Origin of the sequence: Brevibacterium antiquum (genome assembly GCF_016107655.1) — a bacterium.
Taxonomy (GTDB): Bacteria; Actinomycetota; Actinomycetes; order Actinomycetales; family Brevibacteriaceae; genus Brevibacterium; species Brevibacterium antiquum.
The window spans coordinates 346,264-359,148 of sequence record NZ_JABASX010000004.1 but is presented as its reverse complement, the minus strand read 5'-3'; the positions used below and the strand labels follow the sequence as shown (position 1 = coordinate 359,148).

11 protein-coding genes are annotated in these 12,885 nt (G+C 62.3%); all 11 read right to left on the bottom strand.

The genetic code is table 11. From position 1 onward, the window contains the following. Window positions 1-11: 11 nt before the first annotated feature. The 11 genes from JFC13_RS09245 to JFC13_RS09195 all read right to left on the bottom strand — a co-directional run bounded on the left by JFC13_RS09245 (window position 12) and on the right by JFC13_RS09195 (window position 12,760). A complete protein-coding gene (locus tag JFC13_RS09245) occupies window positions 12-1,433 on the bottom strand; it encodes an FtsX-like permease family protein (protein WP_198396786.1) in 1,422 nt (473 codons plus the stop codon). After that, a complete protein-coding gene (locus JFC13_RS09240) occupies window positions 1,430-2,272 on the bottom strand; it encodes an ABC transporter ATP-binding protein (protein ID WP_232488399.1) in 843 nt (280 codons plus the stop codon). The genes JFC13_RS09245 and JFC13_RS09240 overlap by 4 nt, the downstream gene beginning before the upstream one ends. 272 nt (window positions 2,273-2,544) lie before the next feature. Beyond that, the gene (groL, locus tag JFC13_RS09235; protein ID WP_198396785.1) at window positions 2,545-4,134 is read right to left on the bottom strand and encodes a chaperonin GroEL; all 1,590 of its coding nucleotides are present in this window, start codon (window positions 4,132-4,134) and stop codon (window positions 2,545-2,547) included. Between the two features lie 36 nt (window positions 4,135-4,170). After that, complete coding sequence (groES, locus tag JFC13_RS09230; protein ID WP_009883265.1) at window positions 4,171-4,464, bottom strand: co-chaperone GroES; 294 nt, start codon at window positions 4,462-4,464, stop codon at window positions 4,171-4,173. A gap of 556 nt (window positions 4,465-5,020) precedes the next feature. Beyond that, a complete protein-coding gene (locus JFC13_RS09225; RefSeq protein ID WP_332839373.1) occupies window positions 5,021-6,211 on the bottom strand; it encodes a ubiquitin-like domain-containing protein in 1,191 nt (396 codons plus the stop codon). Between the two features lie 291 nt (window positions 6,212-6,502). Continuing rightward, window positions 6,503-7,423, bottom strand: a complete 921-nt coding sequence (locus JFC13_RS09220; protein WP_198396783.1) for a TatD family hydrolase — start codon at window positions 7,421-7,423, stop codon at window positions 6,503-6,505. Next, complete coding sequence (gene metG, locus JFC13_RS09215) at window positions 7,423-9,018, bottom strand: methionine--tRNA ligase (RefSeq protein ID WP_198396782.1); 1,596 nt, start codon at window positions 9,016-9,018, stop codon at window positions 7,423-7,425. The genes JFC13_RS09220 and metG overlap by 1 nt, the downstream gene beginning before the upstream one ends. Window positions 9,019-9,336: 318 nt before the next feature. After that, the gene (locus JFC13_RS09210; protein WP_198396781.1) at window positions 9,337-10,398 is read right to left on the bottom strand and encodes a DUF559 domain-containing protein; all 1,062 of its coding nucleotides are present in this window, start codon (window positions 10,396-10,398) and stop codon (window positions 9,337-9,339) included. 259 nt (window positions 10,399-10,657) lie between these two features. Beyond that, window positions 10,658-11,662: a 16S rRNA (cytidine(1402)-2'-O)-methyltransferase gene (rsmI, locus tag JFC13_RS09205; protein ID WP_232488398.1), complete on the bottom strand. Its 1,005-nt coding sequence runs from the start codon at window positions 11,660-11,662 to the stop codon at window positions 10,658-10,660. Then, window positions 11,662-12,132 (bottom strand): DUF4190 domain-containing protein, encoded by a 471-nt coding sequence (locus tag JFC13_RS09200; protein WP_198396780.1) that lies wholly within the window; start codon window positions 12,130-12,132, stop codon window positions 11,662-11,664. Before JFC13_RS09200 ends, rsmI begins: the two co-directional genes overlap by 1 nt. 88 nt (window positions 12,133-12,220) lie before the next feature. Then, entirely contained in the window at window positions 12,221-12,760 is a 540-nt protein-coding gene (locus JFC13_RS09195; protein WP_198396779.1) for a DUF4190 domain-containing protein, read from the bottom strand. Window positions 12,761-12,885: the final 125 nt, after the last annotated feature.

The window sequence follows — 12,885 nt, the reverse complement described above, 5'->3', positions numbered from 1 at the left end:
AGGGTCATAACCTATACCGCCTGGAGAGCGTCCACGGGGCTGATCGACGTGGCCGCCCGCGCCGGAGCACGGCTGGCGGCGAGCACAGCCAGAAGAGAGCCGGCGACGACGGAGATGATGACCCACCAGGGCACGGACGGAGCGAAGTATCCGGTCAGTGGGGACAGCAGAACCAGGGCACCGACCCACCCGAATGCGATGCCCAGGGGCACAGCGACCAGGCAGGCGGTCACGCTCAGCTGCATGCCCTCGGCGACGATCATGCGTCGGACCCGTCGCGGCGTCTGACCGAGGGCCATGAGCAGACCGATCTCCTGCGCGCGCTGCCGCACGGAGAGTGTGAGCGCGTTCGCGACTCCGATGACGGCGATGATGACGGAGAAGAGGACCATGCCGAGGAAGAACATCATCGTCTGGTCGATGATGGTCTTCAGCACATCCTCGAAGCCGCCCCACCCGTCGTCGCCGAGCGATTCAGCGTAGTCGAGAAGCTGGTCTCGAAATGTCGTCATGGCCGTGGCGAACATGACGATGAGAGTGATGCCGATGACGAGGCCGATCACCGTGCGCGCATTGCGAGTGGGGTGACGGGCGATCGTCGACGCAGCCAGACGCGCGGTTGCCGTACGGCCGAGCAGCAAGCCGGTGAGCGCCTGCAGCGGAGGAAGGATCCAGGGGTTGCCGACGATGACGCCCACGAAGGTCAGAGCTGCCCCGACGGCGACGAGGAGCACACCAAGGACACTCACCGTGTTCCCGCTGGCACCGACGACGCCGCTGATGAGAAGGGTGATCCCCATGGACAGCAGGATGAGTGCACCCGCCAGGGCCCCCATCGATGCACGGGCATCCTCGGGGCGACGTTCGACAGCCTGCGAGGTGGCCTCGATCGGCGAGATGCCGCTGATGCGTTGGGCACCCAGATACGCTGAGAACCAGGTCACGACGATGGTCGCGGCCCCTGGGAGGACCATCTTAGGACTGAGCAGATCCGGCTCCACGGTGATCTGTCCGCCGAGGTAGGCCGTCGTACCCTTCGCGAGTGCGGTGGAGACGAGGAACGCAGCGATGGCGCTGGGTATCGAAACGAGCAGGCCCTCCACCGAGGCGGCCCGGCGCAACCGTCGCGAGGAAGCTCCGATGAGACGCAGCAGTGCCAGTTGACGGCTGCGACCGGCGATGATGATGGAGAACGTATTGGCAATGACGATGCTTGAGACGAACAGCGCGATGACGAAGAAGACCAGTCCCACCGTTGTGAGCAGCCCCTGCGCCGTGTCTGACTCGGAGACGATCTTCGCCGAGGACATCCAGGCGGTGAGGATCTCGATGCCCTGCATGATGACGGTGCCGAAGAGCGCCGCGATGAAGACGACGAGGAAGCTGGGTGCGAACTGGCGCGGGTTGGTCCGGATCTCCCGCATCGGGTTCATCGGCGCCCTCCGGTCTCCGCGGCATACTGCGGGGACCGTACGGGATGCTGCGGGGTCCCGGCGGCTGCGTTCTCTGCGGCCTCGGCCTTCGCGTCGAGATCGAGCATCGTCTGTGCAATCACCTCGGCGCTGATCGAGTCGTTGAGCTCTGAGACGGGCGTGCCGTCGGCGATGAACACGACGCGGTCGGCATAGGCTGCCACGATCGGATCATGGGTCACGAGCACGATCGACTGTCCGAGCTCGCGCACGGCCTCGGACATAATGGCCATGACCTCACGCCCCGACCGGCCGTCGAGGTTGCCGGTCGGTTCGTCGGCGAAGAGGATGTCTGGCCTCGTGGCCAGGGCCCGGGCGATGGCGGTACGCTGCTGCTGTCCGCCCGAGATCTCACTGGGCCGATGCTTGAGTCGCCCGTCGAGGCCGAGCCGCTTGATGATGCTGGAGATCCAGGCGCGTTCATCGGCATTGGGCCTTCGATCATCGAGCTCGAAGGGCAGGACGATGTTCTCCCTGACGGTGAGGGTCGGCACGAGGTTGAATGCCTGGAACACGAAGCCGATCCGCCGCCGACGCAAGGCCGTGAGCTCGTCCTCGTGCAAGGCGGTGATCTCACGCTCACCGATGCGCACAGTGCCCGAGCTCGGCCGATCGAGTCCGGCGAGAATATGCATGAGCGTGGATTTGCCCGAACCTGAGGGTCCCATCACGGCCGTCAGTCGGGCAGGGGCGATATCGAGGGAGACCTGGTTGAGAGCCACCAGCGCTGCCCCGTCGGGATCAAAGATCTTCGAGACATTGCGAAGCTGAGCGATGGGCGTCGGTGAGGCGGTCGTCATACGGTCCCTACATTGGTGCGTCAAACTGTCTCATCCAGACTAGCGACCCACCACGGCAAGGAACATAGGATCTGACTGATCAGTAGGTGTGAGCCGCCTGTGCAATTCGCGTCGTTTGTGAGGCTGGATGTCGACCAGCAGGCCGAACAGGTCGCTGGCGGAGTGTCTGGCTGGCTGATGGTGAATACACGAGTGGCCCGGAACAGTGTTCCGGGCCACTTGTGTATCAGTTCAGCGCAGTCGCTGCGTGCCGATGCGAATCAGATGGGGACTCAGTCCTCTTCCTCTTCCTTCTTCTCGACGACCAGTGTCTCAGTGGTGAGAACCAGTGCGGCGATCGAAGCGGCGTTGCGCAGTGCCGAGCGTGTGACCTTGACCGGGTCGATGATTCCGGCGCCGATGAGGTCTCCGTAGGAATCGGTGGCGGCGTTGTATCCCTGGCCGGAAGCGAGCTCCTCGACCTTGGACACGACGACGTAGCCGTCCTGGCCGGCGTTCTCAGCGATCCAGCGCAGTGGCTGGACGACGCCGCGCTTGACGATGTCAGCACCAGTGGCTGCATCGCCGGTCAGGCTCAGGTCGTTTCCGGCCAGAACCTTCGCGGCGTGGATCAGAGCGGATCCACCGCCGGCGACGACGCCCTCTTCGATGGCTGCACGGGTAGCCGACACAGCGTCTTCGACACGGTGCTTGCGTTCCTTGAGCTCCACCTCGGTGGCGGCGCCGACCTTGATCACTGCGACACCGCCGGAGAGCTTAGCCAAGCGCTCCTGCAGCTTCTCGCGGTCCCAATCGGAGTCGGTGTTCTCGACCTCGCTGCGGATCTGGGCGACCCGACCGTTGACGTCCTCGTCGGACCCAGCACCATCGATGATGGTGGTGTTGTCCTTGGTGACGGTGATGGTGCGGGCGTTGCCGAGCTCTTCCAGGGTGACCTGGTCGAGCTTCATGCCCATGTCGGGCGTGACGACCTGGCCACCGGTGAGGACTGCGAGGTCCTCGAGGATCGCCTTGCGGCGGTCACCGAATCCGGGAGCCTTGACCGCGGCAACGTTGATGATGCCGCGCAGCTTGTTGACGACCAGCGTCGACAGAGCTTCGCCTTCGATGTCCTCGGCCACGATGAACAGAGGCTTTCCGGCCTGCTGCACCTTCTCCAGCACAGGGAGGAGCTCCTGGATGTTGGAGATCTTGCCCTGGTTGATGAGGATGAGCGCGTCGGAGAGCACAGCTTCCTGGCGATCAGCATCGGTCACGAAGTGCGGCGAGAGGTATCCCTTGTCGAACTGCATTCCCTCGGTGATCTCGAGTTCCACAGATGCGGCCTGGGACTCGTCGATCGTGATGACGCCGTCCTTGCCCACCTTGTCGAAGGCATCGGCAATGAGCTTGCCGATCTCTTCGGACTGAGCGGACAGACCGGCGACGTGTGCGATCTCCGAGGAGTCGGCGACATCGCGGGCGATGGTTCCGAGTTCGGTGGAGACAGCCTCGACGGCGGCTTCGATTCCGCGCTTGAGGGCACCTGGTGCGGCGCCGGCGGCAACGTTGCGCAGTCCTTCGTTGACGAAGGCCTGTGCCAGGACCGTCGCGGTGGTGGTTCCGTCACCGGCGATGTCGTTGGTCTTGGTGGCAACTTCCTTGGCCAGCTGCACGCCGAGGTTTTCGTACGGGTCGTCGACCTCGACCTCACGAGCGATGGTCACACCATCGTTGGTGATCGTGGGTGCGCCCCACTTCTTGTCGAGCACGACGTTGCGGCCCTTGGGTCCCAAGGTCACCTTGACGGTGTCCGCGAGAGTGTTCACACCCTTTTCGAGTGCGCGACGAGCTTCGTCGTTGAATTCAAGATTCTTAGGCATTCGTCCTCCTGTCAGTGAAGTAGTTGTTCAGGGGATTCAGCCGATGACGGCGAGCACGTCACGAGCCGAGAGCACGAGGAACTCTTCTCCTGCGTACTTGACTTCGGTGCCGCCGAACTTGGAGTAGATGACCTTGTCGCCAATGGCCACGTCAACTGGGACGCGGTTTCCGTTGTCAGCAACGCGGCCTGGGCCCACTGCGACAACTTCGCCTTCCTGAGGCTTTTCCTTGGCGGTTTCGGGAATGACCAGACCACTGGCGGTAGTCTGCTCTGCTTCGACCTGACGGATGACAATCCGATCTTCGAGTGGCTTGATGGAGACCGACATATCGGGCCCTCTCCCTTCGCTGGGGTTCAATTCTTCTTTGAGTCAGACGGCGGCGTATGCCGTGATCCACTCGTCGTCGCGGGTGCCGAGCAGATCGACCGTCTCATAAAACTGGCACTCAATGAGTGCTAGTGCTAATTCGACTTTAGAACGCTCTTAGCACTCGGTCAACTCGAGTGCCAAGGATTGTCCACGCTCTGGGCGAAACCCCAGAAAAGGTGATCGAAGACGGTCCTGAGACGTCCCTGGAGACCGAACAGTCGGCAAGTCCTGGTCGACGATAGTGGGCGATTTCGACCACAAGTTACCGACAGTTGCCGACAGTTACCGACAGTTGCCGTGGAACAGCCGACAGTTGCCGTGGAGCAGCCGCTTCGCACCGATTCATCTCGCACACGTTGTCAGCAGAGAGCACTCGCGCGGCATCAGCGGTGAATGCACAAGTGCGGATCCGGGATATTCCCGGATCCGCACTTGGTGCTTGCTGCCTATCGCTTCAGCTCGTGTGCCTATAGCTTCAGACCAGCTTGCTTCAGATCAGCGGCTGCGCTCTGGATCAGGCGCAGGCCCACTGCCCCCAGCCGGCTTCAGCCTGCAGCTTCTTGGCGCGATCGAACTGCTCCTGTGGGCTGGCATCGATCGGGTTGCCGCTGCCGCCCATGGCCTGCCAGGTCTGCAGCTTGAACTGGAACAGACCGAAGTGGGCGTTGTTCGACTTGTTCACTGCGCGCGGGTTGAACTCCGACTCGCACTCAGCGACCTGATACCACTTGGATCCCGGTCCGCCGAGCATGTCCTTGATCTCCTGGGTGCTCATGTCGCCACCACCGGAGCCGCCGCCGGTGCTCTTGTCACCGTCGTCGGAGCCGCCCGAACCGCTGTCGGAGCCGCCGTCGCCGGTCCCGGCGTCCGAACCGCTGCCGGAGTCTTCTGGCTCTTCAGCAGGGACTTCCTTCTTCTTGGTGCCCTCGATGACGACCTTGGCTTCAGGCTTGGAGAGGACCTTCTCGGCCTTCTTCTCCTTCTTCACCTCATCGCCGTTGACGGTCTTGACCTTGTAGGAGACCTGCTTCTGACCCGCCTTGCCTTCGTCTTCGACCTTGGTCTCGCCCTCGAAGAGGGAGTCCGACTTCTTGGTCTCAGTCTTAGGCTCGATGGCCTCCTTCGCCTTGACCGTGTCGTTCTTCACGCGGTTCAGGGTGAGGACCTGGCCGTCGGAGACCCTGGAGCTGAGAGGCACAGACATGAAGTCGTCCTTGTCGAGTTTCAGCTTAGTCTCAGCGAGGGCCTCCTTGGCGGTCTCTGCTGCGGCCGAGACCTTGTGGTCCTTGCCATCGGCGACGATTGTGAGATCCTTGGCGGTCGTCACATCGATGTCGTTGCCTTCATCTTTGAGTTTCTGATTCGGCTTGGTGTTGAGATCCGCGTTCTTCGCGTCCACACCGAGGTCGGCCAATGCCTGACCGACGGTGTTCGCATGCGTGGTCTCATCGCTCTTCTTGCCGTCGACGGACAGTGAGATTTCCTTCGCGGTGTTGACGGTGATCGTCATATCCCGCGAGATCTTCTTGTCTACGCCTGGCTTGATCTGGTCGCTCTTCTCGATGTCGAGGTCGCGGCTGTCGAGGACGTCCCCCACGGTTCCACCGAAGGTCCGAACTTCCTCGGACTGACCATTGACATCCAATGTCACTGGCTTGTTCATGGTGACCACGGCACCCGTGCCACCCACGAGTCCGGTAATCACGACCGCCTGTGCAGCAATTTGCACTTTGCGGTTCTTGAGAAAATCAATCACAAAAATATCCCTGGGGCAGAGGTCATCAACTCATCCACTGTAACCGATTCGTTACAAGATACGCAAAACATTACGAACATGTAACAGCGAGGGTCCCTGGGCTGGCGCTCTGACCAGGACTTCCCCGTGTTTCCGGGCTTGGTCACAATCGTGACATTTGCCCGCCGAGGTGGCTGATCGAGCGTCAATCCTGCCCTCGCCGAGGCGGCCGTTCAGTCCCAGCCTCGCCGAGGTGGTCGTTCAGTCCCAGCTTCCCAGTGCGGTCTCCGCGTTCTTCCACACTGCGGCGCAGAGGTCCTCTTCGCTCATCCCGCGCACCTCGGCGAGCTTGCGTGCCGTCACCGCAGCCAGATACGGACCGCCCGGCTTGCCGCGGTGCGGGTGCGGGGTGAGGAAAGGAGCGTCGGTCTCGGTCAGCAGCCGATCCAGCGGAGCCGCTGCCGCGGCACGTCGGAGCTCATCGGCGTTCTTGAACGTGAGGTTGCCGGCAAAGGACATGTAGTACCCGGCGTCTGCGCACTCGCGAGCCATCGCCTCGTCGCCGGAATAGCAGTGGAAGATCGTGACTTCGGGGGCACCTTCCTCACGGAGGATGCGCAGCACGTCGGCGTGGGCCTCACGGTCATGGATCTGCAGGGCCTTGCCCGTGCGTTTGGCCATCTCGATGTGAGCACGGAAGGCGCGCTGCTGTTCGGCGACACCGTCTTCACCGGTGCGGAAGTAGTCGAGGCCCGTCTCCCCCACCACACGCATACGGTCAGTGGAGGCCACGAGTGACTCAATCTCTGTGAGGGCATCGTCGAGCATGCCTCGTTCGGCCAGCCTCGGCGCCTCATTCGGGTGCAGAGCCACACCGCCGAGCATCCACTGACGGCCCTGCTGTGACTGCTGCGTGACCAGCTCGGTCGTCCACCGTGCTGCCGGCAGGTCACAGCCGATCTGCACGATGCGCTGGACTCCAGCAGATTGGGCGGTGTCGAAGAAGAAGTCGAGGCTCGGGAACTCTTCGTCCTCGTCGGGTCTGACCTCGGGCTCGGGTTCGCCGGCACCCAAGGGCAGTCGCACACCCGTGCAGATATCGAGATGCGTATGGGTATCGACGACGGGGTGGGCCAGCGGCTCAGGCACCGGAGGATAGGTTCCGGCGGCGCGAGAGGCCATTATTCGGTCTCCTCCACGAACTTGGGGAACACCGGGACCGGCTTCGGCAGTGGGATCCCCGGCTCCAGCGGGAAGTCGATCGCAGCGAAGGAACGAGGATCCACCTCGGCGCCGGCACCACTGTCAGTCGCAGTCGGGAGCACCTTCGCACCGGCTTGACCGACTCCGGCGGGCACGCCGAGGAGGTCGAGGATCTTGCCGGCGGAATCGGGCATGACCGGCTGGATGAGGATCGAGATGATGCGCACGACCTCGATCGTCACCCACAGCACGGTGGCCATGCGGTCGGCATCGGTCTTCTTCAGCTTCCAGGGTTCCTGGGCGGAGAAGTAGCGGTTGGCTTCGGAGAGCACCTTCCAGCAGGCCTCGACGTAGAGATGGAGGGCCTGGGTGTCGACGTGGCGGCGGGCGGTGTCGGGGACCGCGCGGGCCAATGCCAACAGCTTCTCGTCGTCTTCGGTGAGCTCACCGGGCTGCGGAACCTGGGCCTGGCAGTTCTTCGCGATCATCGACAGCGAGCGCTGGGCGAGATTGCCGTACTCGTTGGCGAGGTCGGAGTTCTTGCGGGTGATGATCGAGTCCTTCGTGTAGGACCCATCGTTGCCGTAGGAGAACTCGCGGAAGAGGAAGAAGCGCAGAGTGTCGAGGCCGAATGCGTCGACGAGGTCGATGGGGTCGACGACGTTTCCGACGGACTTCGACATCTTCTCACCGGCATTGAAGAGGAACCCGTGGGCGTGGACGCGCCCCGGCAGCTCGATGCCGGCACTCATGAGGAACGCGGGCCAGTAGACGCTGTGGAAGCGGATGATGTCCTTGCCGATGATGTGGACATCGGCGGGCCACCACTTCTTGAACGACTCCTCATCGTTCGGGTATCCGGCGGACGTGATGTAGTTCGTCAGCGCGTCGATCCACACGTACATCACGTGCTTCTCGTTGCCGGGCACGGGCACCCCCCAGTCGAATGTCGTGCGCGAGACGGAGAGGTCCTTCAGGCCAGAGGCGACGAAGGAGGCGACCTCATTGCGGCGCGAATCGGGGCCGATGAACTCCGGGTGGTCCTTGTACAGCTCGAGCAGCTTGTCCTGGTACTTGGACAGACGGAAGAAGTAGGACTCCTCTTCTGTCCAGGTGACCTCGGTGCGGGTCTCCGTGGACAGGCGAACACCGTCGACGACCTCGGTCTCGTCCTGTGCGTAGTATGCCTCGTCGCGGATCGAGTACCAGCCGGAGTAGGTGTCGAGGTAGATATCGCCGGCTTCTTCGAGCTTGCGCCAGATCGCCTTGCATGACTCGTAGTGGTCCTCGTCGGTGGTGCGGATGAACCGGTCGAATGTCGAACCCAGCGCGAGCTGTGTGTCGCGGAAGTTCTTCGCGTTGTCGTCGGCGAGCTCCTTGGGCGTGATCCCGAGCTTGTTCGCCGCCTGCAGCATCTTCAGACCATGCTCATCGGTGCCGGTTGAGAAGAACACATCGTGGTTGTCGAGGCGCTTGAAGCGCGCGATCGTATCGGCCGCAATGTACTCATATGCGTGCCCGATGTGGATGGCCCCATTGGGGTAAGCGATAGCTGTCGTCAAGTAATAACCCATAGGCCACTCAGTCTAAGGGACGCCAGCCCGCAGGCGCGCAAGGGTCCGCGGGACTCGTGGGTTGGGGCGCAGGTGAGCCCGGAGTGGCCGTGGGTGCGCAGGGGGCCGTGGGTGCGGAGGGCGGGGTGGGGTGCAGGGGTGCAGGAAGGTTGGGGTGCAGCGGGAAGGTTGGGGTGCAGCGAGCCGTCGATACGGAAACAGCTCAGGTTGCGGAACAGTACATAGGTTGCAACCCGTGTACTGCTCCGCAACGTGACTACTGCCGCTCGCTTACTCTGGTTCCCAGACAGGCGGGCAACCAATTGGTCAGGCAGGTGTTCAGACTACGAGCTTGTTGCAGCAAAACCCACGGAGCTCTGGCGCCTGGCCAAATAGCTTGTTGGCGAAGGTGCCGAGGCTGAGAATCTCATTGAACTTGAACCGAACTACTTTGTACCCCATCGCCAACAGCCGATTATGTTGGTGACTTTCCTTGTTCATTCGGTCGAATCCGGCATCTACGTACTTCTGGGTCCCGTCGACGTAGAGCACCACCTTCGTCGCCCTGTGGAGGAAATCCAAGCGGGTCAGCAATCGTTGGACGTCGAAGATGTCGACCTGCTGACTGAAGTCTCGCAGGCCCAGTTGGTGCAGGTTCAGTGAAGCACGGCTTTCCGCGTAGCTTTCGGAAAAGGGACTGATCGCTGAAGTGAGCGTTAGCGCCTGGATCTTCCCCGTCGCCAACCGCCCTATTACTGGCGCGAACAGTTCATCCACAGCATCCGGCACTCGAGTCACTGCATCTCGCGGATATCCGAAGCTGAAGATTGATTCTTCGTCGGAGCCGAACATATGCTCTCGAAGGACCTGCTCGAGTGCGACGAATCCGGAGGCTGGCCCCAGTATCCGGGCCAGGTCCACCGCCGTTCGTGCAATTGTCGTCGCTGTCAAACCGTCGACGATCTGTCTATCTGCAGCCACTAGAGTCCGTCGCGATCGAATCAGCTCGCGACTGCTTGAATTAGCTTTCGGGTGGCTCACTGTCACCGGGCCGTCGGTCACGTCGAACAGTTTGATCTTGTGTAGCCTGGCTGCCGAGACTCCCCAGATCACGTCATCGTTGCGATAGTGCGGATAGTGAAGAGTTCTCAAACGAGCAAGGTGGTCAAGATAACGATGACGATGCGATTTCTCCTTGTACAGGCCCCGCTCGTGGTAACGCATCCACTCTCTGTCGGTTCCGAACACTGCTATCGCCGAGTGCTTCGGATCCCTACACTGCCTGACAACCGAGTACACTCCTCGACAGATCTTCACCAGGCAGCAATTCTTCGCGCGTCTGATCAGGGTCGTGTTGACACCAGCGGCCGCGAGATCGTCGTAGCAAACAATGTTATACATGTCCGCATCATGTGCTCCGCACCATTGCGATGGCGAGCCTCAGGCAACACCCTGTGCACAGGGGGCCGGCGTCCCCAGGCTGAATACGCCTAAGTCGACGGGTTGTCCCCAGGATTCGAACTCAAGTCAATCGCACCTCGCCGGGAGTCTGCACGGATGACGCATCAGGTTGCGGAACAGTACATAGGTTGCAACCCGTGTACTGTTCCGCAACCTGAGGAGCGGCAGGTGTGCTCCGGCGCGAGAATCCGCGAGCACCTCACTCCCGGTGCAGCCAGGCCTCGTAGATCTCACGTTTGGACAGTCCGAACTGCTTCGCGACCTGCCCCGCGGCATCCTTCGCGCGCACTCCGGACTCCACGAGTTCTCCGACGGCCTCAAGGTGATCCTCCGGTGCCGTCTCGACCGCGGTGGCTCCGGCAAGTACGAGGGTCAATTCCCCGCGCAGTCCCTCGGCTGCGAGTTCGCGCAGCGAGGACACGGTACCGCGCAGGGTCTCCTCGTAGGTCTTCGTCAGTTCGCGGCTGATGCTCATCGGCCGATCTGGCCCGATAACCGTGAGGAAGTCACCCATCGTGTCGGCGATACGATGGGGGCTTTCGAAGAAGACCATGGTCCGCTTCTCACCGCGCAGCTCCTCGAGGAGGTTCTTGCGTGCCCCCGATTTGCGCGGCAGGAAGCCTTCGAAGCTGAACCGGTCGCTGGGCAGCCCGGATACTGCCAGCGCCATGAGCACGGCTGACGGTCCGGGTGTGGAGGTGATCGGAAGCCCAGCCTCCGCGCATGCCTTGACGACGCGGTACCCGGGATCCGAAACGGCCGGCATACCCGCGTCGCTGAGCAGGACGACGGTCTGGCCGGAGCGGATGAGCTCGACCAGCTCGGGCGCCCGAGACTGCTCGTTGTGGTCGAAGACGCTGATGACTCGTTTAGTGTGTGTGAGTTCCAGACGCTGCGTCAGGGACAGAAAACGGCGAGTGTCCTCGGCTGCGATGACATCGGCGCCGGCGATGGCGCGTTGCATGCGCCCGCTCGCATCGCCGAGGTTGCCGATAGGAGTCCCGACCAGGACGAGTTTGCCGCCGGCTGAGGCTGGGTCAGAACCCGTTGGGACGATGTCATCCTGCACCTCGTCCACGTCGTCCTGCCAAACCGGGGAGGATTCCGCATCATCGGCAGCGTGGTCATCGGCAGCGTGGTCATCGGCAGTGAGGTCATCGGCGGCGTGATCATGGGTAGCGTCGGCGTCCGGGCTTCCGGACATCAACCGGCCGACCCCGCACCGACCATGGCGACTCCGAAGACGAGAACCATGATTCCGACGTAGCCGACCCAGAACAGCACCCACAATGCCGTGCCGACGTAGCCGACCCACAGCGCGGCCACGGCCATACCGTCTCCGCGTTCGCCTGACTGCCGAATCTGCTTGCGGGCGATATGGCCCATGATGATTCCGGCGATGCCAGCGATGAAGATGCTGCTCATCACTCCGAAGATCGAGGCGACGAGGGCAATGATCGCCAGAGTGTTCGTGGGCGGAAGCGGCTGATAGGCGTAGGCCACCCCGGGTGCCCCACCGGTGTACTGGGCGTTGGGGTTATACGCGGCGTTGGGGTTATAGCTTGCAGCGCCGTAGTTGGCATTCGCATCGGTGTAACCGCTGCCCGCTGCGGGGCCTGACTGCGGCTGCTGGTAGTACATGTCTGGATTGTTCCAGTTGTTCTGACTGCTCATGGCGCGATCTCCTTGCGTATGCCTACAACGGTACCGAGTCGTTCTCTGGGACAAAAGGTGAGGTTGTTACAGATGCGTCTCAGTTCAGTCAATAGGTCGCTTCTTCAGCAGCAACGCCCGCCATAATTGCCAGCACCATGACCCCGATGTAGAGGCCCCAGAAGATCAGCCAGAATCCAGTCCCGAGGTAGCCTGCCCAGAGTGCGGTCAGCGCCATCGCGTCTCCGCGTTCGCCCCGCTGACGTATCTGTCTGCGAGCGATGTGGCCCATGACGATCCCGGCGATGCCGGCAGGGACAAATGATGCCATGGCCCCTGCAAGTGACAGCACCATGGCGATGATCGCCACGGTGTTGGTCGGCGCGATCGGCTGGTAGATGTAGGTGACGGGGCCCGCGAACCCCGGGTTGGGCCCGAACCCCGGGTTGGGCCCGAACCCCGGGTTGGGCCCGAACCCCGGGTTGGGCCCGAACCCCGGGTTGGGCCCGAACCCCGGGTTGGGCCCGAACCCCGGGTTGGGCCCGTATGCGGCTGACTGTGAGTAGACGGAATAGCCTGGGTAGCCACCGTTTGCCGAATGACCCGAAGCTTCTTTGCTGCCGCTGGCGGACAGTTGCCGAGTGTGCATATCTGGTTCGCTCCTGTTGCTGTGGCTGCTCACGGGATGATCCCTGCTGAAGGGATGCTCCCCTTGCGTCTGACTACAACGCTATCGAGCCGCACAGTTCCGACGGGGCCGAACCTGTTGCAATC

Coding starts and splice junctions, on each gene's coding strand:
- metG (WP_198396782.1), bottom strand. CDS start 9,018: ATGGGTTATTACTTGACGACAGCTATCGCTTACCCCAATGGGGCCATC.
- JFC13_RS09220 (WP_198396783.1), bottom strand. CDS start 7,423: ATGGCCTCTCGCGCCGCCGGAACCTATCCTCCGGTGCCTGAGCCGCTG.
- rsmI (WP_232488398.1), bottom strand. CDS start 11,662: ATGTCCGGAAGCCCGGACGCCGACGCTACCCATGATCACGCCGCCGAT.
- groL (WP_198396785.1), bottom strand. CDS start 4,134: ATGCCTAAGAATCTTGAATTCAACGACGAAGCTCGTCGCGCACTCGAA.
- JFC13_RS09195 (WP_198396779.1), bottom strand. CDS start 12,760: ATGCACACTCGGCAACTGTCCGCCAGCGGCAGCAAAGAAGCTTCGGGT.
- JFC13_RS09200 (WP_198396780.1), bottom strand. CDS start 12,132: ATGAGCAGTCAGAACAACTGGAACAATCCAGACATGTACTACCAGCAG.
- groES (WP_009883265.1), bottom strand. CDS start 4,464: ATGTCGGTCTCCATCAAGCCACTCGAAGATCGGATTGTCATCCGTCAG.
- JFC13_RS09245 (WP_198396786.1), bottom strand. CDS start 1,433: ATGAACCCGATGCGGGAGATCCGGACCAACCCGCGCCAGTTCGCACCC.
- JFC13_RS09210 (WP_198396781.1), bottom strand. CDS start 10,398: ATGTATAACATTGTTTGCTACGACGATCTCGCGGCCGCTGGTGTCAAC.
- JFC13_RS09240 (WP_232488399.1), bottom strand. CDS start 2,272: ATGACGACCGCCTCACCGACGCCCATCGCTCAGCTTCGCAATGTCTCG.